This is a genomic window from Actinomadura coerulea (genome assembly GCF_014208105.1).
GTDB classification, from domain to species: Bacteria; Actinomycetota; Actinomycetes; order Streptosporangiales; family Streptosporangiaceae; genus Spirillospora; species Spirillospora coerulea.
In genome coordinates this window covers 715,398-741,326 of record NZ_JACHMQ010000001.1, presented here as the reverse complement: position 1 = coordinate 741,326, position 25,929 = coordinate 715,398, and the positions used below count along the sequence as shown (strand labels likewise).

Annotated in this window: 24 protein-coding genes; 11 read left to right on the top strand and 13 right to left on the bottom strand. The window is 73.4% G+C overall.

The features are described 5' to 3' along the window. The first annotated feature begins 3 nt into the window (after nt 1-3). Nucleotides 4-744 carry a hypothetical protein gene (locus BKA00_RS03500; RefSeq protein WP_221492999.1) on the top strand — a complete coding sequence of 247 codons (741 nt, stop codon included), beginning with the start codon at nt 4-6 and terminating at the stop codon, nt 742-744. Nucleotides 745-996: 252 nt separating this feature from the next. Here the strand turns inward: BKA00_RS03500 and BKA00_RS03495 are convergent, their stop codons facing one another. Both BKA00_RS03495 and BKA00_RS03490 read right to left on the bottom strand, forming a co-directional pair. Further along, on the bottom strand, nt 997-1,182 hold the full coding sequence (locus BKA00_RS03495) for a DUF397 domain-containing protein (protein WP_338072094.1): 186 nt from the start codon (nt 1,180-1,182) through the stop codon (nt 997-999). Next, nucleotides 1,179-1,994 carry a helix-turn-helix domain-containing protein gene (locus tag BKA00_RS03490; protein WP_185023545.1) on the bottom strand — a complete coding sequence of 272 codons (816 nt, stop codon included), beginning with the start codon at nt 1,992-1,994 and terminating at the stop codon, nt 1,179-1,181. The genes BKA00_RS03495 and BKA00_RS03490 overlap by 4 nt, the downstream gene beginning before the upstream one ends. A gap of 138 nt (nt 1,995-2,132) precedes the next feature. On the opposite strand from BKA00_RS03490, the gene BKA00_RS03485 reads away from it, so the two are divergent. The 3 genes from BKA00_RS03485 to BKA00_RS03475 all read left to right on the top strand — a co-directional run bounded on the left by BKA00_RS03485 (nt 2,133) and on the right by BKA00_RS03475 (nt 4,318). Then, nucleotides 2,133-2,525 carry an ATP-binding protein gene (locus BKA00_RS03485; RefSeq protein ID WP_185023544.1) on the top strand — a complete coding sequence of 131 codons (393 nt, stop codon included), beginning with the start codon at nt 2,133-2,135 and terminating at the stop codon, nt 2,523-2,525. 76 nt (nt 2,526-2,601) lie between these two features. After that, the gene (locus BKA00_RS03480) at nt 2,602-3,654 is read left to right on the top strand and encodes an AraC-like ligand-binding domain-containing protein (protein WP_221492998.1); all 1,053 of its coding nucleotides are present in this window, start codon (nt 2,602-2,604) and stop codon (nt 3,652-3,654) included. 142 nt (nt 3,655-3,796) lie between these two features. After that, nucleotides 3,797-4,318 (top strand): hypothetical protein, encoded by a 522-nt coding sequence (locus tag BKA00_RS03475; RefSeq protein ID WP_185023543.1) that lies wholly within the window; start codon nt 3,797-3,799, stop codon nt 4,316-4,318. 135 nt (nt 4,319-4,453) lie between these two features. On the opposite strand, the gene BKA00_RS03470 is transcribed toward BKA00_RS03475, so the two are convergent. The 4 genes from BKA00_RS03470 to BKA00_RS03455 are packed head-to-tail and all read right to left on the bottom strand — an operon-like array spanning nt 4,454 to nt 9,203. Beyond that, complete coding sequence (locus BKA00_RS03470; protein ID WP_185023542.1) at nt 4,454-4,810, bottom strand: hypothetical protein; 357 nt, start codon at nt 4,808-4,810, stop codon at nt 4,454-4,456. Further along, the gene (locus BKA00_RS03465) at nt 4,807-5,280 is read right to left on the bottom strand and encodes a DUF6247 family protein (protein WP_185023541.1); all 474 of its coding nucleotides are present in this window, start codon (nt 5,278-5,280) and stop codon (nt 4,807-4,809) included. Before BKA00_RS03465 ends, BKA00_RS03470 begins: the two co-directional genes overlap by 4 nt. Nucleotides 5,281-5,337: 57 nt before the next feature. After that, the gene (locus tag BKA00_RS03460; protein WP_185023540.1) at nt 5,338-7,167 is read right to left on the bottom strand and encodes a hydantoinase B/oxoprolinase family protein; all 1,830 of its coding nucleotides are present in this window, start codon (nt 7,165-7,167) and stop codon (nt 5,338-5,340) included. Next, on the bottom strand, nt 7,164-9,203 hold the full coding sequence (locus BKA00_RS03455) for a hydantoinase/oxoprolinase family protein (protein WP_185023539.1): 2,040 nt from the start codon (nt 9,201-9,203) through the stop codon (nt 7,164-7,166). The genes BKA00_RS03460 and BKA00_RS03455 overlap by 4 nt, the downstream gene beginning before the upstream one ends. Before the next feature lie 142 nt (nt 9,204-9,345). On the opposite strand from BKA00_RS03455, the gene BKA00_RS03450 reads away from it, so the two are divergent. Beyond that, nucleotides 9,346-9,720, top strand: a complete 375-nt coding sequence (locus tag BKA00_RS03450; protein WP_179833837.1) for an FKBP-type peptidyl-prolyl cis-trans isomerase — start codon at nt 9,346-9,348, stop codon at nt 9,718-9,720. A gap of 71 nt (nt 9,721-9,791) precedes the next feature. On the opposite strand, the gene BKA00_RS03445 is transcribed toward BKA00_RS03450, so the two are convergent. Further along, nucleotides 9,792-10,427, bottom strand: a complete 636-nt coding sequence (locus BKA00_RS03445; protein WP_185023538.1) for an SRPBCC family protein — start codon at nt 10,425-10,427, stop codon at nt 9,792-9,794. A gap of 224 nt (nt 10,428-10,651) precedes the next feature. Here BKA00_RS03445 and BKA00_RS03440 point away from each other — a divergent pair, with 224 nt between their 5' ends. Further along, the gene (locus tag BKA00_RS03440; RefSeq protein ID WP_185023537.1) at nt 10,652-11,497 is read left to right on the top strand and encodes a polysaccharide deacetylase family protein; all 846 of its coding nucleotides are present in this window, start codon (nt 10,652-10,654) and stop codon (nt 11,495-11,497) included. A gap of 160 nt (nt 11,498-11,657) precedes the next feature. Here BKA00_RS03440 and cutA read toward each other — a convergent pair whose 3' ends face one another. The 5 genes from cutA to BKA00_RS03415 all read right to left on the bottom strand — a co-directional run bounded on the left by cutA (nt 11,658) and on the right by BKA00_RS03415 (nt 19,058). Beyond that, nucleotides 11,658-14,072 (bottom strand): aerobic carbon-monoxide dehydrogenase large subunit, encoded by a 2,415-nt coding sequence (gene cutA, locus BKA00_RS03435; RefSeq protein ID WP_185023536.1) that lies wholly within the window; start codon nt 14,070-14,072, stop codon nt 11,658-11,660. After that, nucleotides 14,073-14,729: a (2Fe-2S)-binding protein gene (locus tag BKA00_RS03430; RefSeq protein WP_185023535.1), complete on the bottom strand. Its 657-nt coding sequence runs from the start codon at nt 14,727-14,729 to the stop codon at nt 14,073-14,075. Further along, nucleotides 14,729-15,592, bottom strand: a complete 864-nt coding sequence (locus tag BKA00_RS40240; protein WP_185023534.1) for an FAD binding domain-containing protein — start codon at nt 15,590-15,592, stop codon at nt 14,729-14,731. Before BKA00_RS40240 ends, BKA00_RS03430 begins: the two co-directional genes overlap by 1 nt. A 12-nt stretch (nt 15,593-15,604) precedes the next feature. Continuing rightward, a complete protein-coding gene (locus BKA00_RS03420) occupies nt 15,605-17,083 on the bottom strand; it encodes a uracil-xanthine permease family protein (RefSeq protein ID WP_185023533.1) in 1,479 nt (492 codons plus the stop codon). A gap of 214 nt (nt 17,084-17,297) precedes the next feature. Continuing rightward, nucleotides 17,298-19,058, bottom strand: coding sequence for a PucR family transcriptional regulator (locus BKA00_RS03415; protein WP_185023532.1), 1,761 nt, complete (start codon nt 19,056-19,058; stop codon nt 17,298-17,300). 212 nt (nt 19,059-19,270) lie between these two features. On the opposite strand from BKA00_RS03415, the gene BKA00_RS03410 reads away from it, so the two are divergent. From BKA00_RS03410 to BKA00_RS03390, 5 genes are read left to right on the top strand one after another with little or no spacing between them, the layout of a single operon-like run. Further along, nucleotides 19,271-20,197 (top strand): oxamate carbamoyltransferase subunit AllH family protein, encoded by a 927-nt coding sequence (locus BKA00_RS03410; protein ID WP_185023531.1) that lies wholly within the window; start codon nt 19,271-19,273, stop codon nt 20,195-20,197. Further along, nucleotides 20,194-21,663, top strand: coding sequence for an FdrA family protein (locus BKA00_RS03405; protein WP_185023530.1), 1,470 nt, complete (start codon nt 20,194-20,196; stop codon nt 21,661-21,663). The genes BKA00_RS03410 and BKA00_RS03405 overlap by 4 nt, the downstream gene beginning before the upstream one ends. Next, nucleotides 21,660-23,099 carry a YlbE family protein gene (locus BKA00_RS03400; protein WP_185023529.1) on the top strand — a complete coding sequence of 480 codons (1,440 nt, stop codon included), beginning with the start codon at nt 21,660-21,662 and terminating at the stop codon, nt 23,097-23,099. The genes BKA00_RS03405 and BKA00_RS03400 overlap by 4 nt, the downstream gene beginning before the upstream one ends. A 46-nt stretch (nt 23,100-23,145) precedes the next feature. Beyond that, nucleotides 23,146-24,069, top strand: a complete 924-nt coding sequence (locus BKA00_RS03395) for an aldose 1-epimerase family protein (protein ID WP_185023528.1) — start codon at nt 23,146-23,148, stop codon at nt 24,067-24,069. 51 nt (nt 24,070-24,120) lie between these two features. Continuing rightward, nucleotides 24,121-25,341, top strand: coding sequence for a DUF6986 family protein (locus BKA00_RS03390; RefSeq protein ID WP_185023527.1), 1,221 nt, complete (start codon nt 24,121-24,123; stop codon nt 25,339-25,341). Here BKA00_RS03390 and BKA00_RS03385 read toward each other — a convergent pair. Then, nucleotides 25,271-25,912, bottom strand: a complete 642-nt coding sequence (locus BKA00_RS03385; protein ID WP_185023526.1) for a nucleotidyltransferase family protein — start codon at nt 25,910-25,912, stop codon at nt 25,271-25,273. The two genes, BKA00_RS03390 and BKA00_RS03385, sit on opposite strands and share 71 nt — an antisense overlap. Nucleotides 25,913-25,929: the final 17 nt, after the last annotated feature.

The following is a 25,929-nucleotide window of genomic DNA, read 5'->3' as shown; positions in this document are numbered from 1 at the left end:
CGCATGGACAGCGCAAGGGTCGCTCCGCAAGACATCGGCGGCACCAAGCCGCTCACCACTCACGCCGATCCGGCGGAGACCATCTTCACTGACGCCGGCTCTCCCCTCGCCATGGTGCGGGAGCGGTTGCGTCACGTCCGCTGGATCGGCGGCGGCAGCGGCGGCGGCAAGACGACCACCGCCCGGCGCCTCGCCGACCAGGGAGAGGTGTACCTGTACGACACAGACGCGACCATGCCCGTCCACGCCCGTCGCATGCCCGTGGAGCAGGCCCCCTACCTGAGGGGCTTCAAGGCCATGAACATGAACGAGCGGTGGGTGGACAGGGATCCCCGCGTGATGCTCGACACCTTCCACTGGTACCAGGGGGAGGGATTCTCCGAGATCATCAAGGATCTTCTGGAACTTCCCGACGACCGGCCAGTGATCGCCGAGGGCTTCCGGCTGCTGCCGGGCCTCGTCCGGCCACTGCTGACACGGGAGGACCAGGCGGTGTGGCTGCTGCCCACGCCAGAGTTCCGCAAGTCGGTGTTCCAGCACCGCGGCGGCCTGGAGTGGGGATTCATCGCCAAGACCGGTGACCCGGAGCAAGCGCTGGAGAACGTCCTCCAGCGCGACGCGATGTTCACCGACCGGATCGAGGACCAGATCCGGCACCTGGGCCTTCACGGGCTCAAGGTGGACTTCTCGGTCACCAAGGAAACCCTGGCACAGCAGGTCTCCGCGCTGTTCGGCCTGAACTGAGAGGCCCGCGCACCGCGGGGACCAGGTGTTCCGTAACGCCTGGAGCACAGGCGCGGTCGGGCGGCTCGATGCCGCCCGACCGATCCGCAGGGCTCCACCGGTCGAACCACGACCGGTGAAGTGCTGTTCGGGCGGCGCGTCCACGGACGCGCCGTCCAACCCGCAGGGCCCGGCACCCACTGCCGGGCCCTGTTCGCTGAACCGGCCCGGCGCCCCAGTTCCCGGCGCGTCCGACGGCTCGTGAACCGGGTCCTATTCCTGCTTGAGCCGGGCAAGCAACGCGCCGAACTCCACCCCGTTCAGCGTGAGGTGAGCGCCATCCGGGTCCTTCGAGTCACGCACACCGATCCCGACGCCGAGAGGAAGACGTCCCAGCTCAACGCACTGCTGATCACTAATGCCGCCGCTGTAACTGCTCTTCCGCCAATTAACGATCACGAGTACTGCTCCAAGTGTTGCTTGACAAGGGCTAGTGAAGCTTCCTCCGGAAGGGCCTTCGCACCGATACGTTCAAACTTAGTCGAAAAGTCCCTCGCTTCAATAGGGCTCTCGATCAAGCGCCCGCCGTTCTGGGCGCCTGCGTAGGCGACGTCCCGCTCCGGCAGGCTGATGACCTGGAACGGCCCGTCGAAACCGTGGTGGGCGCCAGCCGCCGCAGGAACGATCCTCATGATGACGTGCGGCTGACTCGCCACGTTGAGCAGGTGCTCCAGCTGCTGCTTCATGACTTTGGAACCGCCGACAGGACATGCCAGCACACCCTCATCTACGAGCATCCACAGCGTAGGCGGTTCTGCGCGCTCCAGGATCACGCGTTGCCGCTCCACGCGCGCGGCAACCTCATCCTCGATGTCTTTTGTCGCTTCCGTCTGGAGCATCGCCCGGATGTAATCCTCGGTTTGGAAGGGGCGAGGGATCGCCTTGCCGTGGTACGTCTTGATCGCCAGAGACTGCTTCTCGTACTCCATGCACTGGCGCGCCCAGTCCGGGTCGTGGGCCATTCGGGCAAACCAGAGGATGAGCTGAAAAAGCAGCCCCGTCCCATAGTGCTTGTCAAGCAGCCGCATCTGATCATCTTGAGGACGTCGCCTGCCCGCCTCCAGGTTGGAAACGGTGGACCGTGCCGCTCCCATGATCTCGCCGCACTGCGCCAGCGAGAGCCCGGCCCTCTCTCTCATGAAACGCATGTAGAAGGCCAGGAAGTGCCACACCGAGACCCTGGGGTCCAGGGGCGCTCGTACAGAGGGCATGATCTCTCCCTAGTTTTCAACTCACATGGACACAGCAAAATGGTAAGCACCCTGGGTCACCCTTGCCACAGGAAATCGAAAACCGAAGCGAAGGCGGGGATGAGGGTGACGACGGCGACCGGGGATTTGATCATTTCCTTGGCGGGATCGGCGGCGGCGGTGGGGCTGGCGCGGACGCTGGCGGAGGCACGCTTCCACAAATGGGGCTATTCGCATGTTCTCGACGATGCATTGCTGATCGTCTCCGAGCTCGTCACCAACGCGGTCGACCGGACGCCGCACGCGGAGCTGCGGCTCCAGGTCAGCAGGGACGCGCACGGGGTCATCGTCGCCGTGTGGGACGGGGCCTCCGACCTCCCCGAAGCCCGGCCGAAGGTCGAGCTCACCCTCGACCGCCTCGACCTGTCCGAGGAGGCGTTCGACGACAACGGCGGGTGGGGGCTGCACATCGTCCAGGCCCTGTCCGCCGCGTGCGGGGCGATGCGCGACCCCTGCGGCGGCAAGTGGGTGTGGGCCCGAATTATCCCCTAGGAGTTACTGGCCTGGAATCTCAATGATTGCGAATTTCGGCGGCCCGCCGGGAGGGCGGAAACGGCGGGTTGCGTTCATGAAGGTTTTCGAGGGACGATGTTCCGAAACCCCGCCACGACCGTGTTCGGGTGGGTTCATGAAAGTGATCAGCACCGCAGAAGTGCCCGCGGTGGAGCGATTCGCCTTCTGGCGCGAGGTCACTTCCCAAGTGTGGGCGCCCTACGATCTGCGCTGCGAACCGCACCTGGAAAGTCGCTTCCAGGCTCGTATGGACATCAGCGAATTCGGGCCCGTGCAGGCATCGTTGATGACCTCCACGCCCTACTCGGCGGAGCGCACTCCCCGGCTGATCCGCAAGGCCGATCCCGGGCTTTTCAGACTGGTGTGCACCGTGCGCGGGCACGGCGTGATGGCACAGGACGGTCGGCAGGCGGAGTTCGGTCCCGGTGACCTGATGTTGGCCGACACCTCGCGTCCCTACCGGGCGGAGTTATCGCCGGACGTTCCCGGCGGTCAGGTGCTGGTCCTGTGCCTTCCGCGCTCGCTCCTGCCGTTCTCGCACCGGGATCTGCGGCATCTGGCCGGGGTCCGCCTCAGAGGGGACCAGGGCATGGGCGCCCTCTCGTCGCAGTTCCTCCTGCAACTGGCCCAGCACATGCACGAACTCGGGCCTTCCGACACCGCCCGGCTGGCCACCCTCACGCTGGACGTCTTCACCGCGGCGCTCGCCACCGCGCTGGACGCCGAGGACACGGTGCCGCCCCACGCGAGGCGGCGTGTGCTGATGGCCCAGATCTTCGGCTTCATCCGGCGGAATCTGGCCGACCCGCAGCTGACCCCCGACGCGATCGCCGCGGCGCACCACATCTCGCTGCGCTACCTCCACAAGCTGTTCCACCAGGAGGGCCACACCGTCGCGGGCTGGGTCCGCGAGCGCCGCCTGGAGCGGTGCAGGCGCGATCTCGCCGACCCCCGGCTGGCCGACCGTCCGATCAACGCGATCGCGGCCCGGTGGGGGTTCGGCAGCGCCGCGCACTTCAGCCAGGTGTTCCGCGGAACCTACGGCGTCTCCCCCGGCCAGTTCCGCCGGCAGTGCGCTCAGACGACAGGCGAGTGCGCGCACACGTAACGACAGGCCAGGTCAGCGGCCTGCACCCTCGTTCGTGAAACCACGCGAGGCCCGGACGCTCCCTGCAAGATCCGACCTCCCCGCTCCGTATCGCTCCTGCAAGAGGCACGACCTCGCGGCACACGAGAAAGGTTGTCCTCTGATGGCACCACGAACACTGCGCAAGGCACTCGGGCTGGTGGTCGGCCTGACGGTCCTCCTCGCCTGCACCGGCGCCGCCAACGCGGCGGGTCCCGGCGGCGGGGCCGTGCGGGCCGACGGCAAGCGGGTCGCTCCCGCCGCCGCGCAGGCCCAGCGGGACCACGGCAACGACAACGCCTCGGTCGTCGGCGTCCCGTACTGCGCCAACATCAACGTGAGCGCCGACTGCTGGACGTGGATCAACACGACCCGCGGCACCCCGTGCCCGACCGGCCACTTCTGCCTCTACACCAACGTCCTGGCCGCCGAGGGAGGCAAGGTCTTCTCCCTCTTCCACTGCCGTCGCGGCGGGTCGGACTGGGCGCTGCGGGCGTGGAACGGCACCGGCCTCTACGACAACTCCAACACCGGCGGAGCGCACGCCCTCATCAAGGGCTCCGCGCACAACGTGCTCGTCAACGTCCCTCCGGGCACCGACGGCGTGTACGACTTCAGGCCGGCGTACTTCGTCCAGGCCTGCTGACCTGACGGCCTCGGAGCGCCGGGCTCCCTGACAGGCCCGGCACCGGGGCGTCTCCTCCGCGTCCCGCCGCCTCCAGCGGCGGGACGCCGCCGTCCCCGAAATCCGCCTGGAGCGGTGCCCGCGTGGGCCCACGCATCAGTTCTCGGTGTCCTTCGGGTGGCGAGGTGACGCGTAGACAACCCAAACGATGCCCACCTCGTCATCGACGAGGTACCGCACACGGCCTCCACTAGTGACCTCGTACTCCCATTGCTCTAGTTCCCGGCCGTTGTGCCGATGGGTCGAGAGGTCCCCGCGGAGCCGGTGCTGCCGTTGCGGGTTGGCGCGGGAGCGCGGCTCGGAGCGAAGCATCTCGAAGCATCGGCGCGTGTTGGCCAGAGCGAGCCGGCAGAGCTCCTCCCAGCCGCGCGCCGCCTCGCTCGTTCCGAAGCGTAAGTCCCACTCGTCGGCGGGAGGCGGGACGGTGACCCTGTCCCCTCGTTTGGGGCTCATGGGATGACTTCCACCGGACCGAAGTCACCGCTGGTGGGCCGCACCGCTTCCTCGTGCTGCTCGGGGTCCGCCTTGATGCGCGCGGTGGCACGCCACCCGGCGACCACCTCGTTGAGGGACGTGTCGAGGTCGAGCTCGACCGCGTCCGAGAGGGCCTCGACGAGCTCCACGGTGAAGGCGCGGACCTCCTCGGTGCTGAGGTGACGCACCCACGGGAACACGTCCGGCATGGCGAGCAGCAGCTCACGGGCCCCCGGATCGTGCTTCATGAGCGCGATGAAGATCCGTGACGCGGTGGCCAGGGTCTCGTCCCGCCGCTCTTCGCGGTCGGCGGCCGTGAGGTAGAAGTCCGGCGCGTCGCGATGGGTGACGCGCACCCGCCCCAGCATGGAGGCCCGCTCCGCGACGGCCCGCGGGTTGCGGGACAGGTCGGAGAAGGTGACCGAGTCCGGCCGGGTCCTGGTACTCATGGCTCCACGTTATCAGATCGTATTCTGATTTCGCTCCGCGCCTGCGCTGACCAGGGCTCAGGGGTCGAGGGAGTCGACTTCGGCGGAGGTGGCGCCGCCGGAGAGTTGCGGGTAGCCGGGGCCCCGGTCGAAGAACGGGAGGGGGCCGCGTTCCGCGCGCAGGCGCGCTCGGAGGGTCTCGGTCGCCCCGGCGTCCACGGCGCCGCCGGTGAGGACGACGCCGTAGTCGTCCCGGGCGCCCGCCGTGGAGACCTTGCCGTCGCGGACGTCGGCGGCCACGCGGGACGGGTCGCGGTTCAGCGGGTCGCCCCAGCCGCCCCCGCCGGTGGTGCGGATGCGGATGACCTGGCCGGCGCGGACGGGGCGGTCGTCGACGAGGCCGTCCATCTCCTCGCCGTCGATGTCGACGCGGAACGGGCGTCCCGCGCGGCCGCCGTTGACGCCCCAGCACGACAGGATGGAGCGGTCGGCGATCGACATGTAGTGGGCGTCGCGGAGCATCCGGATGTGCTTGTCGTAGCCGAGGCCGCCGCGGTGCTCCCCCGGCCCGCCCGAGTCGACGGCGAGGCCGAGGCGCTCGACGACGAACGGCCAGCGGGCCTCGGCGAACTCTGCGGGGATGTTGCGGGAGTCGGGCACGACGTGGATGGTGTCCTCGCCGTCGGCGTAGTAGCGGCCCCCGGAGCCGCCGCCGAGCACCTCCCGCATCAGGTAGGGGCCCCGGTCGTCCTCGCCGTAGACGCCGGTGTAGCGGATCGTCTCCTGGTCGGCGGGCATCCGGCCGCCCGTCGCCTTGGCCAGCACGCCCGCGAGGACGCCGAGCAGCCGCAGGATGACGAACGTGCGGGCGTTGGTCGGGGCGGGGAACACGGGCGTGAGCAGGGTGCCCTTCTCCGGGAAGCGCATCTCGATGAGCGGCACCACGCCCTCGTTGACATCGAGTTCGGCGGCCCGCTCGGGGGTGTCGGCGAGGTTGCGCAGGACGGGCGCCAGCCACTTCTTCAGGAACACGCCGCCCGAGTAGTCCCCGGCGTGGTTGATGGGCCCCTTGGCCTGCGGGGACGTCCCGGTGAAGTCGATGACGAGCGGGACGGCGGCCGCCTTGTCGACCGTCAGCGTGATGCGCTGGGCGTGCAGGCGGGGCGGGTCGACGCCGTCGTGCTCGGCGTAGTCCTCCCAGACGAACACCCCGTCCGGGATCTTGGTGAGCAGCTCGCGGCGGAACGTCTCGGTGGTCCGGTCGATGATCGCGTCGAAGCAGGACTCGACGTCGGCGCGGCCGTAGCGGGCGAACAGCTCGCCGAGCCGGCGGGCGCCCATCAGGCACGCCGAGCACTCGGCGTCCAGGTCGCCGGCGAGCGAGTCGGGCATCCGCGAGTTGCGGGTCATGATGGCCAGCGCCGCCCGGTTCGGCACGCCCCGGTCCCACAGCTTGATCGGCGGGACCATCAGGCCCTCCTCGAACGCGCTGCGGGCGTGGCTCGGCATCGACCCGGGGACGGCGCCGCCGATGTCGTCGTGGTGGCCGAACGCCTGGACGAACGCGACCACCTCGCCGCCGTGGAACACCGGGACCGTCACGCACAGGTCGGGCAGGTGCCCGATGCCGCCCTCGGAGAGGTAGACGTCGTTGTGGAAGAAGACGTCGCCGGGCCGCATCTCCTCCGGCGGGAAGTCGCGGGCGACCGGCTGGACGAGCGCCGAGTAGGACCGCCCGGTCAGCTTGCGGAGGCGGCGGTCGTGGATCCCGGCGCGGAAGTCGTGCGCGTCGCGGATCATCGGGGAGCGGGCGGTGCGGGCGATGGCCGTCTCGACCTCGCGCTCCACCGAGGCCAGCGTCCCCTCGACGATCTCCAGCAGGATCGGGTCGGGCGCGGGGCCGGTCATCGGGTCACCACCAGGTTGCCGTGGGCGTCGGGGGCCGCCGTGAAGCCGGGGTGCAGCGGGAGCGTCGAGCCGAACTCCTCGATGACCGCCGGGCCCTCGACGGTGTCGCCGGGCGCGAGTTTCTCGCGCCGGTAGACGGCCGCCTCCTCCCACGCGTCGAAGTAGACGGCCCGGGTACCGGTGCGGGCCCGCGACGGGTCGCCGTCGCCGGGCGGACGCGCGGCTGCGCGCGGCCGCTCGATCGGGCCGATGCCGGAGACCCGCAGGTTGACCCACTCGACCGGATGGCGCGGGTCGTCGCGGTAGCAGTACCCGTAGAGGGCCTCGTGCGCGTCGTGGAAGCGGCGGACGACCTCGGCGCGCAGCCCCTCGTCCGGCGGCCCGGCGGGGGCGGAGACCCGCACCTCGAACGCCTGGCCGTAGTAGCGCAGGTCGGCGGAGCGGGCGAAGCGGCGGCGGTCCTCGGGGAACCCCTCGCGGGCCAGGGCCCCGGCGGCCTCGGCTTCGAGGTCGGCGTAGACGCCGGCGAGGAGCGCGGGGTCGAGCTCGGCGTCGCGGACGACGCGGGTCCGGACGTAGTCGTTCTTCACGTCCACCGTGAGCAGCCCGAAGGCCGACAGGTTGCCGGGGTTCTCCGGGACGACGGCGGCGGGCATGCCGAGGACGTCGAGCAGCCGGCAGGCCAGCAGGGGCCCGGAGCCGCCGAACGCGACGAGCGGGTAGTCGCGCACGTCCAGGCCGCGCTTCACGGTGATCTGCCGGATGGCGTTGGCCTGGTTCCACGCGGAGATCTCCAGGATCCCGGCGGCGGCGCGCTCGACCGGCAGGCCGAGCTCCGCGGCGAGGGCCGCGAGGCCACGGCGGGCGGCGTCCACGTCCAAGGGCACCTCGCCGCCCAGCAGGTGCGGCGGGATGCGGCCGAGGACGGCGTGCGCGTCGGTCACCGTGACCTCGGCGCCGCCGCGCCCGTAGCACAGCGGCCCGGGGTCGGCCCCGGCGCTGCGCGGCCCGACCTTCAGCGCGCCCTCGGGCGAGCGCCACGCGACCGACCCGCCGCCCGCGCCGACGGTCACGATGTCGATCATCGGGATCTTGACGGGGTGGCGGCCGATGGACCCCTCGGTGGTGAGGGTGGGCTCGCCGTCCAGGACGACCGCGACGTCGGTGGACGTCCCGCCGCCGTCCAGCGTCACCACCGAGCCGCGGCCGCCGCGCTCGGCCACGAACGCCGCGCCGAGCGCCCCGGCCGCCGGGCCGGACAGCACGGTCGTGATCGGCTGCCGCGCCACCTCGTCCGCCGACACGACGCCGCCGTTGCTCTTCATCACCAGCAGCCGCGCCGGGACCCGCTCGGCGATCCGCGCGAGGTAGCCGTTCATCGCGGGTTTGACGGCGGCGTCGACGAGCGTCGTCACCGACCGCTCGTACTCGCGGTACTCGCGCAGCACCTCGCACGACAGCGACACGACCGCGTCCGGGTGCTCGCGGGCCAGCACGCCGCGCATCGCCAGCTCGTGGGACGGGTCGGCGTAGGAGTGCAGGAGGCACACCCCGATCGTGAGGACGCCCTGGTCGCGGAACCAGCGGGCCGCCGCGACGGCCGACTCCTCGTCGAACGGGCGCAGCTCGGCGCCGGTGTGGTCGAGCCGCCCGCCGACCGCCCGCACCCGGTGCGCGGGGACGATCCGCGGCGGCTTCACCCAGAAGTAGCTGTTGCCGTAGCCGTCCGGGACGCTCTGCCTGGCGATCTCCAGGATCGACTCGAAGCCCTCGGTGGTGACGAGCCCGAGGTCGTCGATCCGGTCCTCCAGGAGCCGGTTCGTGGCGACCGTCGTGCCGTGCGACAGCGCCGCCACGTCCGCCGGCTCAGCGCCGGTCAGCCGCAGGATCTTCGCGACGCCGTCGGCGAACCCCTCGGCCGGATCGGCGGGCGTCGAGGGCGTCTTGGTGGTGACGAGGGCCCCGTCCCCGTCCAGCGCGACGACGTCGGTGAACGTCCCGCCCGTGTCGATGCCGATCCGCAGCCGCCTCACCATGCACAGAGGTCTACCGGACCCCGGCCACCTGCGAAACCGTCGCAACCTGCCAACGGAGGCGCCGTACTTTCGTGACCGGTGTGCGGATAGGCTGAGCAGCTCTGTTCTGTCCTCACATCTGACGAGACGCTGGAGCCCGTTCATGGCGCTTGAACGCCCCGAGATCGACTTCCCCGAGGGCCAGCCGCCCGCCTACCTCGACATCACCGACATCACCGAGGGCGACGGCCCCGAGGCCGTCAAGGGCTCGCAGGTGTCGATGCACTACGTCGGCGTGTCGTGGTCGACCGGCGAAGAGTTCGACGCGTCCTGGAACCGCGGCGGCACGCTGGACTTCGAGCTCGGCTCCGGCCGCGTCATCAAGGGCTGGGACATGGGCATCGCCGGCATGAAGGTCGGGGGCCGGCGCAAGCTCGTCATCCCGCCGCACCTGGCCTACGGCGACCGCAGCCCGAGCCCCGCCATCAAGCCCGGCGAAACGCTCATCTTCGTCGTCGACCTGGTCGGCGTCAGCTAGCGGCATCCGGCGGCGGGCATCCGGGCGATCTCGCCCGGGGTGCCCGCCGTCGTCGTTTCCGGGCGGGCGCGTCAGCGGGATCGGCGGCCGATGAGGTAGCCGACCGCGACGCCCGCGAGGGCGACCGCTCCGCCGGTTCCGAACGCGGCGGCCATCGGGAGCCAGGCCGGGGGCGGGGCCTCGGCGCGTCCCGGATACACGGTCCCGGCGGCGGGCGGGGCCGCCGGGGTCGCGGGAACCGGTCCCGCCGCCGGGGCCGGGCCGGGGGCCGGCGCGGTGAGGTCGCGTTCGACGGCGGCGAAGAACTCGCCCGCGGTGCGCTTGGCGACGCTGCCGAGCATCCGCTGCCCGACGCCGCCGACCATCCCGCCGACGACCGCGTCCGCGTCATAGTCGATCCGGGTCGCGCCGTCGCCGTCCGACAGCCGGACGCGGACCGTGGCGTCCACCGTGCCGGGCGCGCCCTGCCCGCGGGCGCGCAGCGTGAACGCGCGCGGCGGGTCGGGGTCGGCCAGCTCGACCCGCCCCACGTAGGTTCCCTGGATCGACGCGACGCCCGCGGTGACGGTCACGCGGTAGGCGCCGTCCCCCGTCTCCTCCAGGGAGCGGCACCCGGGGATCGTCCTCGCCAGCACGGCCGGGTCCTGGAGCGCGTCCCAGACGCGGTCGAGCGGCGCGGCGACGCTGGCACTGCCGGTGAGCTGCATGACCCGACTTTAGAGAACCCCCGCCCCTCCCCGAAAGGCAACTTCTGCCGAGTACACGCCGAGGATTGGGCAGATGCGCCCCCGGGAGCGCTGGGAATGGTCAGATATGTCCGCCAGGTTCCGCGCGGGTGCGAACCCCGACCGCCGCTCGCGCGTCAACCGATGCGGACCCACCGCACGTCCTCAGAACTGCAGACCCCCCGAGCGAACGGAGTACGCGGCCGATGCCAGGGAAGACGCCCGTGATCGCCATGGTCGCCGCCGGAGTGTTCGGCGTGGCCGCGGGCGGCTGGCCCATCGTGACCGCCCGGCTGGGCGGCGAGTCAGGCCCGTCCATGCGGACGCAGCTCGCCTCCGTCCTCGACGACCAGCACTGGGCGACGCCCAAGCCCGGGTCCTGGACGATGCCGCAGCCCGCCGCGAACGGCCTGCCGCCCGTCATCAGGAGCATCCAGACGCAGGACCGCGTCGTCTTCCTGACCATCGACGACGGGTACACCTACGACTCGGAGTTCGTGAACCTCGTCCGCAAGGAGAAGGTCCCCATCCTGACGTTCCTGACCTCCACCTACATCAAGGGGCAGGGGCAGTACTTCTGGGCCATGCGAAACGCGGGCTCCCAGATGGAGAACCACACCGTCACGCACCCCAACATGGCGACGCTGAGCGCCGAGGCGCAGAAGAAGCAGATCTGCGACTCCTCCGAGGCCATCACGAAGCAGTACGGGCACCGGCCGCAGATCTTCCGTCCCCCGTTCGGGAGCTACAACCAGACCACCCTCCAGGTGGCCAAGGAATGCGGCATCAAGTCGGTGCTGCTGTGGTCGGCGGAGTTCTACAACGGCACCTCCGGGCCCGGAGTCGGCTACAACGGCTTCGCGCGCGGCGACGGCGGCAAGGGGTTCAAGCCCGGGGACATCATCCTCATGCACTACCGCAAGGGGCTCGCCCAGGAGTTCCAGATGATCCTCGGCTGGATCAGGCAGGCCGGGTTCCGGCCCGCCGCCGTGCAGAACTACCTGCCGCGCTCGCTCGGCGGAAATGCCCCTGACCAGCCGTCCCACGCCTGAAAGCGACCTTCCCGGAGGAAACCCGGTTGGGCCGGAGGGCCGGGCCGTCTGTGCCTAAGGTCAACACGCTGGCGGGGCCGAGGTCCCCTGCTTTCCCGAGCCGGCCCCGCCAGCCTCGCCCCCGCCCGGCGCCCGGGAAACGCCCCGACCGCGCGCCGCCTCAGACGGCGTCGGCGCCCTCGCGGACGCGCAGCGACGGGTCGGCGGCGGCGCGCAGCCGCAGCGTGTACAGGTCGTCGGGCGACAGCGGCATCGCGTCCACCCGGATCCCCTCCGCGTCCTCGACCGCCGACGCGATCACCGCCGACACGGGGATGACGCCGGCCTCCCCCGCGCCCTTGATGCCGAGCGGGTTCAGCGGCGACGGCGTCTCCAGATGGTCGGTCTCGATGCGCGGGACCTCCGTCGCGTACGGCATCAGGAAGTCCATGAACGAGGCGTTGAGCAGCTGCCCCGACTCGTCGTACACCATCCGCTCGTACAGCGCGCCGCCGATGCCCTGCGCGACGCCGCCGTGGATCTGGCCCTCCACCACCATCGGGTTGACGAGCCGCCCGCAGTCGTGCACGACCGCGTACCGCAGGATCGCGACCTCGGCCGTGTCCGGGTCGACCTCCACGATCGCCGCGTGCGCGCCGGAGGCGAACGTCGAGCGCACCGGCGAGTAGTAGTCGCGGCCCTCCAGTCCGGGCTCGTCCCCGGACGCGACGGGCGGCTCGGTGACCGGGCGCCCCACCGCGAACTGCGTCGCCGCCGCGGCCTCCTCGTCGAACGCGTACCGCAGCGGGTTCGACAGCACCGCCACCGTCCGCAGCGGGACGGCCGCGGACCGGTCGCCGCGCACGTGCACGACCCCGTCGGTGATCTCCAGGTCGTCCGGGTCGGCCTCCAGGGCCTCCCCCGCGATGCGCAGCGCCTTGCCGCGGACCTTCCGGCACGCCAGCGCGATCGCGTTGCCGCTCATCACCGCCGCGCGGGACGCGAACGTGCCGACCGCGTACCCGAACCGCCGGGTGTCGCCCGTCGTGACGTGGACGTCCTCGATCGGGACGCCCAGCTCGGCGGCGGCGATCTGCGCGAACACGGTCTCGTGGCCCTGGCCCTGCGAGGTCAGCCCGGTCGAGACGTGCACCCGCCCCGCGGTGTCGATCTCGACGTGCCCGCCCTCGTAGGGGCCGACGCCCGTGCCCTCCACGTAGACGCCGAGGCCGATGCCGAGGCGGCGCCCGCGGGACGCGGCGGCGGCGCGCTCGGCCTCGAACCCGTCCCAGCCGATCAGCTCGCGGGCCTTGCGGAGCAGCTCGGGGTAGTCCCCCGAGTCGTAGATCAGCGGGCGGCCGTCCTGGAACGTCAGGCCCTGGTCGTAGGGGAACTCGTCGGGCTGGATGAAGTTGGCCGCGCGGACGGCGGCGCGGTCGAGACCCAGGTGGCGGGCGATGCGGTCCATCGTCCGCTCCATGCAGAACACCCCCTGCGGGCGGCCCGCGCCCCGGTACGGGGTGACGATCAGGGTGTTGGTGTAGAGGCTGACGACCTCCGCCCGGTACGCGCCGATCCTGTAGGGGCCGAGGAGCTGGGTGGAGGTGACGATCGGGATGATGATCCCGTAGGGGGTGTAGGCGCCGTGGTCGTGCAGGATCCGCACGTCCAGGCCGAGGACGCGGCCCTCGCCGTCGAAGCCGACCCGCACGTCCTGGAGCTGCCCGCGCTCGTGCGCGGCGGAGACGAAGTGCTCGCGGCGGTCCTCGGTCCACTTGATCTCGCGGTCCAGCAGCCGCGCCGCCCACGGCACGAGGACCTCCTCGGGCCACGGGTGGACGATCTTCACGCCGAAGCCGCCGCCGACGTCCGGCGCGATCACCTCGACCTTGCCGTTCGGCAGCCCGAGCCGCGCCGCGATCGCCGCCCGCACGCTGGTGGACGCCTGCGTGGAGGAGTACACGCGCAGCGACCCGTCGTCGGCGTCCCACCGGGCGTAGACGCCGCGGCCCTCCAGGGGCATGGACGCGCTGCGCTCGATGGACAGCCGGAACTCCAGCACGTGCGGCGCGGCGTCGATCGCGGCGGCGGCGTCGCCGTTCTCCTGCACCAGGACGGCGCCCACGTTGCCGGGCACGTCGTCGTGGACGAGGTGCTCGGCGCGGGCCGCCTTCTCGATGCCGACGACGGGGGGCAGGGGCTCGTACTCGACGCGGATACGCTCGACGGCGTCCTCGGCCAGGTAGCGGTCGCGGGCGACCACCATCGCCACGGGCTCGCCGACGTGCCGGACGACGTCGCGGGCCAGCGGGTACCCGGTGCGGCCGTGGGTCAGGGCGGGGTGCGGGATGAGCAGCGGCAGCGGGGCCCCGACCTTCCCGGGCAGGTCCTCCCAGGTGTAGACGGCGACCAGCCCGTCGACGTCGAGCGCCTCCGACACGTCGATGTCGGTGATCCGGGCGTGCGCGTGCGGGGAGCGCACGAACGCCGCCGCGAGCGCGTCCCGCCCGAGGTCGTCGAGGAAGCGGCCGCGCCCGGTGAGGAGCCTGGCGTCCTCGCGCCGCTCGACCGGTTCACCGAAGACCCGGGTGCCCATTCACGACTCCTCGACCGTTTCTTCGCCGGGGGACGACCCCCCGCACTCGCTCAGTTCTTTGCGGGGGGACGGCCCCCCGCACCCCCCGGGCCCGCTCAGTTCCTTGCGGGGGGACGACCCCCCGCACCCCCCGGACCCGCTCAGTTCCTTGCGGGGGGACGACCCCCCGCACCCCCCGGACCCGCTGAGGAGATCGGCGGCCCGGTGCACCGACTTGACGATGTTCTGGTAGCCGGTGCACCGGCACAGGTTCCCCGAGATCCCCTCCAGGACCTGGTCCTCCGTCGGGCGCGGCGTCTCCCGGAGAAGGGCGGTGACGGTGCAGAGGAAACCGGGCGTGCAGAAGCCGCACTGAAGTCCGTGGCACTCGCGGAACGCGCGCTGCACCGGCGACGGCGTCCCGTCCGGCGCGGCGAGCCCCTCGACGGTGGTGACCTCGTGGCCCGCGGCGGTGACGGCGAGCATCAGGCACGAGCGGACCGGGTCTCCGTCCAGCAGGACGGTGCAGCACCCGCAGACGCCGTGCTCGCAGCCGACGTGCGTGCCGGTGAGCCCGAGGTCGTGCCGGAGCAGGTCCGACAGCAGCCGCCGCGCCGGGACGCGGGCCGTGCGGTGCGTCCCGTTGACGGTCAGCGCGACCTCGAAGCCCTCGGTCATCAGTCCTCCGCCCTCCGCAGCGCCTCGGCCGCGGCCGAGGCCAGGGCGCGCTCGGCGAGCACGCCGGTCAGGTGGCGCCGGTACGCGGCGCCCGCGTGGATGTCGGGTTCGGGATCGATCCGCTCCCGGACGTGCGCGGCGGCCGCCGCCCAGTCCCCGCGGGGACCGGCCGCGCCGGTCAGGTCGAGGACGAGCGGCGTCGGCGCGATGCCGAGGAACCCCGCCCGCGCGGAGGCGACCCGCAGGTCCTCGTCGAGGCCGACGACGGCGGCGACGCCGCTCAGCGCGTAGTCGCCGTGCCGCCGCGCCGTCTCGGCGAACGCGGTGCCGGTGCGGGGCGGCGCGGCCGGGAAGAACGCAGAGACGGCCAGCTCGCCGGGCTCCAGCGCCGACTCCAGCGGCCCGCGGAAGAACGCGGCGGCCGGGATGGTGCGGCGGCCCCGCGCCGACGCCGCCTCGACCGTCCCGCCGAGGACGGCCAGCACCGCGGGCATCTCGGCGGCGGGGTCGGCGTGCGCGAGGCTGCCGACGACCGTCCCCCGGTTGCGGATCACCGGGTGCGCGACGTGCCGGAGCGCCCGGCCGAGCAGCGGCTGCACGGCCGCCGCCTCCGCCGAGCGCTCCACCCGCGCGTGCCGGGCGAGGGCGCCGACGCGCACGCCCTGGTCGCCGACGTGCAGCGTGTCCAGTTCGGCGACGCGGTTGATGTCGACGAGGGCCGGCGGCGCGGCCAGGCGCATGTTGAGCAGCGGGATCAGGCTCTGCCCGCCCGCGAGCACCTTCGCGCCGGGCGCGGCGGCCAGCGCGTCCAGGGCCTCGCCGAGCGTGCCCGGCGAGGCGTACCCGAACGGAGGCGGTTTCACCGCGCCGTCCTGTCAGCTCGCATCGTCCCTCGGTGTACCCGTTTCGGGCGGCTCCTGCCCGGAGTGCCGGACGGGGCCGCCGATCTCCTCCTCCGCCGGGGCGATGACGCCGCCGCCGGCGTCCTCCGGCCGGCGCAGCACGTTCAGGACGTGGTAGCCGACCAGGACGGCGATGGTACCGAGCGCGATGCCCTGCAGCGGGAAGTCGTCGGTGATCCGGAGTGTCACGTTCCCGATCGCCAGGATGATCGCGGCCGCCACCGGGACGAGGTTGACCGGGTCGCCGAAGTCGACCCGGTTCTCGATCCAGATCTTCGCGCCGAGCAGCCCGATCATGCCGTAGAGGACGACGGTGATGCCGCCGAGGACGCCGCCCGGCGTCGCGGCGACGAGGGCCCCGAACTTCGGGCACAGCCCGAACAGGATCGCCACGACGGCGGCGACGAGGTAGGCGGCCGTCGAGTAGATCCGGGTCGCGGCCATGACGCCGATGTTCTCGGCGTAGGTGGTGGTGGGCGAGCCGCCCACGGCGGTGGCGAGGGCGGTTCCGACGCCGTCGGCGGCGATGGCCCGGCCGAGGACCGGGTCCAGGTCGTCGTGCGTCATCGCGGCGACGGCCTTGACGTGCCCGGTGTTCTCCGCGATCAGGGCGATGACGGCGGGCAGCGCCAGCAGGATCGCCGAGGTCTTGAAGTCGGGGGCGTGCAGGTCGGGAAGCCCGAACCAGTCGGCCGCCTTCACGCCCGTGAGGTTCACCCGCTCGTGCGGGAACGCGGTGGCGACGCAGTAGGGGCCCTCGGCCGCGCACGGCTTGCCCGCCCCGTCCAGCAGGTTCTGCCCCGGCAGCACGGACGTGATCTTGCCCGCGGCGGCGTCGAGCAGCCACGACAGGGCGAAGCCGAACACCAGCGCCAGCAGGATCGTGATCCGCGCCCAGAACCCCCGCAGCAGCACCGCGCAGAGCACCGCGAACGCCAGCGTCGCCAGCGCGACCCACTGGTCCTGGGGCCAGTACACGGTGGCGACGACCGGGGCCAGGTTGAACCCGATCAGCATCACCACGGCGCCGGTGACCACCGGCGGGAACACCTTGTGGATGACCTCGCCGCCCGCGACGTGGATGAGCACGCCGACCACCGCGAGCACCAGGCCCGCGACGAAGATCGCCCCGGTGACGGTGGCGCTGTCGCCGCCCGCCGCGCGGATCGCCGCGACCGCGCCGACGAACGAGGCGCTCGTGCCGAGGTAGCTCGGCACCCGGCCGCCCACGATCAGCAGGAACAGGATCGTCGCGATCCCGGACATCATGATCGCGAGGTTGGGGTCCAGGCCCATCACGACCGGGAACACGAACGTGGCCCCGAACATCGCGACCACGTGCTGGGCGCCGATGCCCGCGGTCCGCGGCCACGACAGCCGCTCGTCCGGGCGGACGACCTCCCCTGGGGGCGGCGTGCGCCCGTCCCCGTGCAGCTTCCAGCCGATCACCATCGGGGGTCCTCCTGCTCAAGCCGGCCGCGTTCCCGCGGGCCTGTCATGCGGGCAAGGTAGATCTACCCTGTTGGGCGGGCATCGGCGACTTCTGCCAAATGCCGCGCCCAGGATTGGGAGGACCGGCCGGTGCGCCGGCGGGCCGGTCCGGGGTGACGGCCCTCCGGGCGTTCCGGTGCGGCGTCCCGGCACCGCCGGGACACCGCCGCTACCCTCAGATACCCCGCATGCGCAGCACGTGAAGGGCGAGGGTGAGGTTGAGTCGCAGATGGGCGTCCTCGGTGAACGCTCCGAGCATCCTTTCCAGCTTCCCTATGCGGTACCGCAGCGTGTTGTAGTGGAAGTGCAGCCGGCGGGCCGTCTCGGCGACGTTGAGGTTCGTCTCCAGCAGCACCTGGAGGGTGCGGCGCAGGTCCACCAGCTCCGGCTCGTCGTCGGCGGCGAGGTCGCCCAGCGTCTCGCGGACGAACGCGTGCAGCTCCTCAGGGTCGGAGACGAGGCTCAGCAGCCGGTACACGCCGAGCTGGTCGAAGTGCGCCCGCGCGCCCGCGCCGTTGAGCTGGCGCCCGACCCGCACGGCCTTCACCGCCTGCTCGTAGGCCTCGGGGAGCGCGGCGGGCGAGGCCACCGTCCGGCTGATGCCGGTGGAGAACGTCCGCCGCACCGGCATGTGCTCGGCGAAGACCGACGAAGCCTCCTTGACCATCGCCTGGACCGGGCCGGCCGTCCACTCGGCGGGGTCGTCGCCCTCGGCGCCGACGATCGCCACGACCTCGTGGGCGAAGCTCGCGACGGCCGCGCCCCGGTCGTGGCGCCGGACGGCCGCCGTCCACGCGGCGGCCAGGCGCTCCTGCGCGGCCCGCTCCTCGGCGCCGCGCACGCCGCGCGGGCCGTCGGGCTCGGCCGCCCTGCCGCGGCCCTTCCCCTCGCCCTCCTGGGCGGCCGCGCCGCGCGGGCGCCCGTCCAGCTCGGCGACGACCACCATCATCGGGCGGTCCAGGTCCCAGCCGAACCCGCCGCAGTGCGCGACGATCCGGTCGTCGCCGCCCGCGCGCCCCGCGAGGATGTCGCGCAGGAAGTCGGCGCGGTACTTGCTCTCCACGGCCGCGACGGCCTGCTGCTTGGTCACCACGAGCGCGGCGACGGTCGCGGCGCGCTCCAGGATGCCGAGGTCGGTGCCGCGCAGGGTGCCGCCGGGGCTGAACGCGACGATCCGGCCGTGGTCGAAGCCGCCCGCCATCACGGGCACGACCAGGTGGTCGCCGGTGCCGTGCGCGCCGACGATGCCGCAGCCGCCGCGGCCGCACGCCGCGTGCCGGCCCGCGTCGAAGGCCCGCATCGCCTGCACGTGCTCGTCGGGGCCGGCGCCCGCGAGCACCCGCTGCTCTCCGTCCAGCACGACGACCGCCACGTCCAGCAGCGTCGCGACCTCGTCCACGACCTCCTGGAGGCCGCCGCCGCACAGCACGATCTGCACGAGCGCCCGGTGCACCTCCTCGGTGCGGGCGAGGACGGCCGCCTGCCGGTTCAGGATGTCGGTCAGCACCTGGTTCAGGATGTCGTCGAAGCCGACGTCGTTCGGGAGCAGGATCAGGGGGAAGCCGCGCCGGTCCGCCTGCGCGATCATCTCGGCGGGGAGCGAGTCCAGGTAGCGGCCGAGCTTGATGGCCAGCGCGGCCAGGCCGCGCTCGTCCAGGTCGGACACCAGGTTGTCGAGCGACTGGGGGGTGTTGCGGAGGGGGTAGCCGGTGGTCAGCAGCAGTTCGTTCGGTTTGACCCACGACAGGATGTCGGGGACCTCCATCACGTTCAGCCGCTGCACGACGCGTTCGAGTCCGGCACGTCCGGCGATGAGGCGGGCGCCGTTCAGGGTGCTGACGCCGAGGACCTCGCCGACCGAGAGGCCGTAGGTCAGGGTTCCGGTACTCGCGAGCCTGAGGGCCGGTGGGCCCGGGTCCGCAGTGGTGTAACTCATGCCAGGGGTCACCTCGCCTTTTGGTGCGTACATCGCCCGTAACGGCGTGATCGCTACCGATTCCTGATCAACACTGACAACAAAGACGAACGATGACAACCATCCTTGGCAGAATTCTCCATACGTCCGATGCCGGGCCCGTTCTACCGTCATGCCGGAGGCCGGGCCGCCCGCACGCCGTGCGGCCGCCGACACCGGCCTCGGGAGGATCCGTGACCGCTCTCGTCCGCGACCCGATCCGGCTCCCGGCCCGTCCCCGCCCCGCGGGACGGCCCCCCGCCGCCGGCGCCGCGAGCCTCGCGCTGCGGCCGCTGCTCGACCCGCCGCGCCGCCCGGCCCGCGTCATCGCGGTGTTTCCGGCCGCGCTGTACCTGGAGGTGCGGGGAGGCCCCGAGCCGCGCGTGCTCGCCGTCGTCACCTCCGACGCCGGACGCCTGCCGAACGCGGTGGTGGTCGTCGCCGGCCGCCGCGAGCACCCGTTCCGGTCCGTCCGCGAGGGCGCGGACGCGTTCGTCGGCGACGGCCGGATCGAGGCGGAGGGCCTCACCGTGCAGGTGCGCCGCTGGTGGGATCCCTCCCCCGCCCTCGGCGCACTGCGGCCGGACGCGCTGGCCCGGGGCGTGCGCGCCCTGGAGGCCGAGCTGACCGCGGCGGGCGCGCTCACCGCGGCCGGGCCGTCGGGCGGCGGCCTCGCCGGGCATCCCGACCCCGGCGCGCTCGCCGCGGCCTGCGCCTCCGGCGACCTCGCGGGCGCGGTGGAGGCGGCCGAGCGGATCGTGGGCCTCGGCCCCGGGCTGACGCCGACCGGCGACGACATCCTGTGCGGCCTGCTGGTCGCGCTGCGGCTGGTCGGCGGCGCCGTCCGGCACGGCGGGGCGGTGCGGCTGGCCGACTGGCTCGGCGCGGCCGTCACCGCCGACGCGGGCACCCGCACGACCGCGCTGGCCGCGACGCTGCTGCACTGCGCGGCGGCGGGCCACGCGGGCGCCGAGGTGGCCGCCGTCCTGCGCGGCGTCGCGGGCCACGAGCCCGCGCAGGCCGCCGTCCGCCGCCTGCTGGCGGTGGGCCACACGTCGGGCACGGACCTGGCGCACGGCGTCCTCGCCGGCTGCCGCGCCGCGCTCGGAGGGCGCGTATGAGGGACTGGGTCGAGGTGCGGCGGGGGGGCTACCACGATTCGGTCACGCTGATGCGGGTGAGCCGGCGGCTGTCGGAGCGGCCGGGCGTCGCCGGGGCCATGGTCGCGATGGGCACCGGGCTGAACCGCGAGATGTTCGGCCGCATGGGCTTCGCCGTGCCGGACGAGGCCGGGCCCGACGACCTGGTCGTGGCGATCCGGGTCGAGGACGAGGGGCCGGGCGGAGCCGGCCTCGCCGAGGCCGGAGAGGCGCTGGAGGGGCTGCTGCGGGAGGCCTCCCGCCCGCCCGCGCGGGAGGGGCTGCTGGGCGCGCCGGCTCCGGCCAGGACGACCGGGTCCGCGGCGGCCCGCGGCGAGGCGACCGTGGCGCTGCTGTCGGTGCCGGGGCCGCACGTCCTCCCCGAGGCGATGGACGCCCTGGACGCCGGCCTCAACGTGATGATCTTCAGCGACAACGTGCCGGTCGCGCAGGAGATCGCGCTGAAGGAGGCGGCGGCGCGGCGCGGGCTGATCGTGATGGGCCCGGACTGCGGGACGGCCGTGGTCGGCGGTGCGGGCCTCGGGTTCGCCAACGCGGTGCGGCCCGGCCCGGTGGGCGTCGTCGCGGCGTCCGGGACGGGCGCGCAGCAGCTGATGTGCCTGCTGGACGCCGCGGGCGCCGGCGTCAGCCACGTGCTCGGCGTCGGCGGCCGGGACCTGTCGCCCGAGGTGAGCGGGCGGTCGGCGCTGGCGGCGCTGGCCGCGCTGGACGCCGACCCGGCCACCGAGCTGATCGTGCTGGTGTCCAAGCCGCCCGCGCCGCAGGTGCTGGACCTGATCCGGGAGGCGGCGCGGCGCCTGGACACCCCCGTGGTGTTCGCGCTGCCGCTGCCCGGCGAGGACGACCTGACGCGGGCCGCGGAGAAGGCGCTGAGGGCGCTCGGCCGCCCCGTCCCGGTGTGGCCCCGCTGGACCTCCCCGCGCGGCGCCGCGCCCGTGTCCGGACGGGCGCTGCGCGGCCTGTTCGCGGGCGGGACGCTGCGCGACGAGGCCGAGATGATCGCGCGTGACGCGCTCGGCCGGGAGCTGGAGGCGCGCGGCCACCGGTTCACCGACTTCGGCGACGACGCCTACACGCGGGGCCGCGCCCACCCGATGATCGACCCGACGCTGCGCCTGGAGGCCCTGCGCGCCGAGGCCGCCGACGGCGGCTGCGGCGTCCTGCTCCTGGACGTGGTGCTCGGCCACGGCGCCGAGCCCGATCCGGCCGCCGCGCTCGCCCCCGCCGTCGCCGCGGCGCTGCGGGACCGCTCCGACCTCGCCGTCGTGGTGTCGCTGTGCGGGACGCCCGCCGACCCGCAGGACCGCGACCGGCAGGCCGTCGCGCTGTGCGAGGCGGGCGCCGACGTGTTCGCCTCCAACGCGCAGGCGGCCCGGCACGCCCTCACGCTGGTGGACGGGCCGATCGCCGAAGGGACGCCCCGATGAGCGACCACCATGGCACGCACCGGGACGTGCACCGCGCGCACCGGCTGGGCGGGCTGCTCTCCCGCGAGCCGAGCGTCGTCGCGACCGGCGTGGAGGTGCTCGCGAGCGCGCTCGCCGACCAGGCCGTCCCGGTCGAGGCCGTCGACTGGCGGCCGCCGCCCGCCGGGACGGAGGCCGCGCTGGCGGCGGTCCTCGGCGCCCCCGGCCACGCCGAGGCCAACGCGCGCGCCGTCCGGCGGATGGTGACGGCGCGCCCGCACCTGGTGGACGTGCGCCCCGCCCGCGACGTGCTCGGCCTGGAGCCGGGGACGTTCCTGCACGCCGGCCCGCCGCTGGAGTGGGGCCGCGCGTCCGGCCCCATGCGCGGCGCCCTCATCGGCGCGATGCTCCTGGAGGGGCTCGCCGAGACGCCGCGCGGCGCCGAGCGCCGGCTGGAGCGCGGCGCGGCGGTGTTCGAGCCGTGCCACCACCACGCGGCGGTCGGCCCGATGGCGGGCGTCGTCAGCCCGTCCATGTGGATGCTCGTGGTCGAGGACGCCGAGCACGGCGGGACGTCCTACTGCTCGCTGAACGAGGGCCTCGGGAAGGTGCTGCGGTACGGGGCGTACGGGCCGGAGGTGATCGAGCGGCTGGCGTGGATGGGCGAGGTGCTCGGCCCGGCGCTGCGGGAGGCCGTGCGGCGGCATGGGCCGGTCGACCTGATGTCGCTCATCGCGCAGGCCCTGCAGATGGGCGACGAGCTGCACAACCGCAACCGGGCGGCGACGTCGCTGCTGCTGCGCGAGCTGGCGCCCGCGCTCGCGGCGGCCGAGGAGGTGCCCCGGGCGAGGGCCGCCGAGGCACTGGCGTTCGCGGCGGGCAACGACCACTTCTTCCTCAACGCGGGGATGGCGGCGGCCAAGGCGTGCGCGGACGCGGCCCGCGGCGTGCCGGGTTCCAGCCTCGTCGTGGCGATGGCCCGCAACGGCACCGATTTCGGCATCCAGGTGTCGGGGACGGGCGACCGCTGGTTCACCGGCCCCGCCGGCGTCCCGGACGGCCTCTACCTCGGTGCCTACGGTCCGGACGACGCCAACCCCGACATCGGCGACTCGGCGATCACCGAGACGGCCGGGATGGGCGGGTTCGCGCTCGCCGCCGCGCCCGCGATCGTGCGGTTCGTGGGCGGCGAGGTCCCCGACGCGGTCGCCGCGACCCAGCGGATGTACGAGATCACCCTCGCCGAGCACCCGGTGCTGCAGATCCCGCTGCTGTCGTTCCGCGGCACCCCGGTCGGCGTGGACGTCGCCCGCGTCGTCCGCACCGGGATCCTGCCCGTCATCGACACCGGCATCGCCGGGCGGGAGCCCGGCACGGGCCAGGTCGGCGCGGGGCTGGTCGAGCCGCCCGCGAACGTGTTCACCGACGCCCTGCACGCCCTCGCGGAGACGGTGTAGCGGTCGCGGTGCGGTACGGCCGCCGCGGCGGGGGTAACGTCGCCGCATGAGCGAGTCGATCACCGGGGGGCGCGCCCTGACGGGCGAGCAGTTCGCCCTGAGCGCGGGGCACTACCAGGCAGTCGTCACCGAGGCGGGCGCGAGCCTGCGCGAGCTGACCCACCAGGGGCGCCCGCTGGTGCTGACGCACGGCGCCGACGAGCCGGCCCCCGGCGCGTCCGGGCACCTTCTGGTCCCGTGGCCGAACCGCGTCGACCGCGGCCGCTACGAGTACGGCGGCGAGACGCACCGGCTCGACCTGTCCGAGCCCGACCTGGACTGCGCGATCCACGGGCTGGTCCGCTGGGTGTCGTGGACGGCCGCCGAGCACGAGCCCGACCGGGTGCGCCTCACCCACCGGCTGCTCGGCACGGCCGGGTACCCGTTCCGCCTCGACCTGGAGGCGGAGTACGTCGTCGACGCCGACGAAGGGCTGCGCGTGCGGATGACCGCGCGCAACACCGGGACGCGGACCGCGCCCTACGGCCACGGCGCGCACCCCTACCTGACGGTCGGCGAACGCATCGACGGCTGCACGGTCACGCTGGGCGCCGACCGGTACCTCCCGGTGGACGACCGGGCGATCCCGTCCGGGCCGTCCCTGGACGTCACCGGCACCCCGTACGACCTGCGCACCGGGCCCGTGTTCGGCGACCGGCGGATCGACAACGCGTTCACCGGACTCAACCGCGACGGCCACGGCCGCACCTGGGCGACGCTGTCCGGGGGCGACCGCGCGGTCGCGCTCTGGGCCGACGAGACGCACCCGTGGATGGAGATCTACACCGCCGACGACTCCGCGCGCCCCCGCATGGGGCTGGGGGTCGAGCCGATGACGTGCCCGCCCCACGCGTTCGTGTCCGGGGAGGGCGTCGTGGACCTCGAACCCGGCGCCGAGTTCAGCGGAACCTGGGGGATCCGGGCGTCCTGATCACCCGGGATCGGTTCCCTACCCGGCGGCGGTTGGGGGATCATTGGCAGGGTGAACCTCAGCGTCTCCTCGTACGACGATCTGTCCGCGCGCATCGCCGCCGTCCGCGACGCCCACGGCGAGCGCTTCCCCGGCGGCGCGGAAGGCCGCCAACCGGTCCACACGGTCTACGTCCCGGCGGACCGGTTCTCCCGGTCGACGCCCGCCGACTTCGGCGCCGAGGCGCTGCGGCTGCTGAACACCCACACGCCCGGCGCCGGGTCGTTCGGCGCGGCGTTCGGGCTCGATCCCGAACTCGCCGGGCCGGTGCGGGAGCGCGTCGCGGCGAAGCTGGCCGCCGAGCCGGTGGAGGACGTCCGGATCGACTTCGAGGACGGCTACGGCGTGCGCGACGACGCGGAGGAGGACGCCCACGTCGAGCAGGTCGTCGAGGCGGTCGGCGCCGCGTACCAGGTGAAGGGCCTGCCGCACTACTGGGGGCTGCGGGTCAAGTCGTTCGCCGACGGCGGCCACGAGCGCGCGATGCGGACGCTGGACGGGTTCCTCACCGCGCTGCGCGACCGGCTCGGCCGGCTGCCCGGCGGGTTCACCATCACCTTCCCGAAGGTGACCTCGGTCGATCACATCAGGCTGTTCGTGGAGTTCCTCGACCGGCTGGAGACCTCCCTCGGGCTGCCGCAGGGCATCCTGCGGTTCGAGGTCCAGATCGAGACGCCGCAGGCACTGATGGACGACGTGGAGAACCGGATCGGGCTCCAGCCCTTCGTCACCGAGGCGCAGGGCCGCGTCACCGCCGCCCACTTCGGCGTGTTCGACTACACCGCCGCGCTCGGGCTGCCGCCGCACGAGCAGCGGCTCGACCACCCCGCCTGCGACTTCGCCCGGCACATCATGCAGGTGTCGCTGGCGGGCACCGGGGTGCGGCTGTCGGACGGCTCCACCAACATCATCCCCCGCAACGACGGGCCCGACGAGGTCAACGCCGCGTGGGCCGCGCACGCCGCGCACGTCCGGCACTCGCTGGCGCACGGCTTCTACCAGGGCTGGGACCTGCATCCCGCGCACCTGCCGAGCCGGTACGCGGCGGTGTACGCCTTCCACCTGAGCGGCGTCGACGACGTCATCGGACGGGTCCGCGCCTGGCACGAGCAGGCGGGGAACGCCAGCGGCGTCCTGGACGAGCCCGCCACGATCACGGCGCTCACCGCCCGGCTGCGCCGCGCGGTCGACTGCGGGGCGCTGGACGAGAGCGTCCTGCCCGCGGGCGACTGAGCGCGGACAGGTCCTCCGGGGTGTCGATGTCGTCGGGTGCGGCGACGTCGTCGCACGGGACGGGCGTCACCAGCTCCGGGTGGGCGCGCAGGTAGCCGCGCGCGCCCTGGTCGCCGACCGCCGCCTCGGCGACGCCCGCGAGATGACCGGCGCCCAGCAGGACGGGGTTGCGCGGCGCTCCCCCGTAGGTGGCGACGGCGATGCCCGCGCCCTCCTCGAACGCCGCGATCAGCCGTTCCACGGCGGCGGGCGTCACCAGGGGCTGGTCGACCAGGGCGACCACCACGGCGGGGCAGCCGGGCGGCAGCGCGGCGATCCCGGCGCGCAGGGACGAGCCCATGCCGTCGCGCCAGTCGGGGTTGGGCACGACGACGGCGCCGATGACCTCGATCTGCGCGGCGCCCGCCACCACCAGGACCGGGGAGCAGCCCCCGTCCCGCAGCGTGCGGACGCCCCGGTCGACGAGCCGCTCGCCCTCCAGCTCCAGCGTCGCCTTGGGGCGGCCGAAGCGGCGGCCCTCCCCCGCCGCCAGCAGCAGGCCGGCCGGTGCTTCCTCACTGCGCAACGTCATCCCGCGAGGGTAGTGCC

Coding starts and splice junctions, on each gene's coding strand:
- BKA00_RS03500 (WP_221492999.1), top strand. CDS start 4: ATGGACAGCGCAAGGGTCGCTCCGCAAGACATCGGCGGCACCAAGCCG.
- BKA00_RS03490 (WP_185023545.1), bottom strand. CDS start 1,994: ATGCCCTCTGTACGAGCGCCCCTGGACCCCAGGGTCTCGGTGTGGCAC.
- BKA00_RS03480 (WP_221492998.1), top strand. CDS start 2,602: ATGAAGGTTTTCGAGGGACGATGTTCCGAAACCCCGCCACGACCGTGT.
- BKA00_RS03475 (WP_185023543.1), top strand. CDS start 3,797: ATGGCACCACGAACACTGCGCAAGGCACTCGGGCTGGTGGTCGGCCTG.
- BKA00_RS03470 (WP_185023542.1), bottom strand. CDS start 4,810: ATGAGCCCCAAACGAGGGGACAGGGTCACCGTCCCGCCTCCCGCCGAC.
- BKA00_RS03465 (WP_185023541.1), bottom strand. CDS start 5,280: ATGAGTACCAGGACCCGGCCGGACTCGGTCACCTTCTCCGACCTGTCC.
- BKA00_RS03460 (WP_185023540.1), bottom strand. CDS start 7,167: ATGACCGGCCCCGCGCCCGACCCGATCCTGCTGGAGATCGTCGAGGGG.
- BKA00_RS03455 (WP_185023539.1), bottom strand. CDS start 9,203: ATGGTGAGGCGGCTGCGGATCGGCATCGACACGGGCGGGACGTTCACC.
- BKA00_RS03450 (WP_179833837.1), top strand. CDS start 9,346: ATGGCGCTTGAACGCCCCGAGATCGACTTCCCCGAGGGCCAGCCGCCC.
- BKA00_RS03445 (WP_185023538.1), bottom strand. CDS start 10,427: ATGCAGCTCACCGGCAGTGCCAGCGTCGCCGCGCCGCTCGACCGCGTC.
- BKA00_RS03440 (WP_185023537.1), top strand. CDS start 10,652: ATGCCAGGGAAGACGCCCGTGATCGCCATGGTCGCCGCCGGAGTGTTC.
- cutA (WP_185023536.1), bottom strand. CDS start 14,072: ATGGGCACCCGGGTCTTCGGTGAACCGGTCGAGCGGCGCGAGGACGCC.
- BKA00_RS03430 (WP_185023535.1), bottom strand. CDS start 14,729: ATGACCGAGGGCTTCGAGGTCGCGCTGACCGTCAACGGGACGCACCGC.
- BKA00_RS03420 (WP_185023533.1), bottom strand. CDS start 17,083: ATGGTGATCGGCTGGAAGCTGCACGGGGACGGGCGCACGCCGCCCCCA.
- BKA00_RS03415 (WP_185023532.1), bottom strand. CDS start 19,058: ATGAGTTACACCACTGCGGACCCGGGCCCACCGGCCCTCAGGCTCGCG.
- BKA00_RS03405 (WP_185023530.1), top strand. CDS start 20,194: ATGAGGGACTGGGTCGAGGTGCGGCGGGGGGGCTACCACGATTCGGTC.
- BKA00_RS03400 (WP_185023529.1), top strand. CDS start 21,660: ATGAGCGACCACCATGGCACGCACCGGGACGTGCACCGCGCGCACCGG.
- BKA00_RS03395 (WP_185023528.1), top strand. CDS start 23,146: ATGAGCGAGTCGATCACCGGGGGGCGCGCCCTGACGGGCGAGCAGTTC.
- BKA00_RS03385 (WP_185023526.1), bottom strand. CDS start 25,912: ATGACGTTGCGCAGTGAGGAAGCACCGGCCGGCCTGCTGCTGGCGGCG.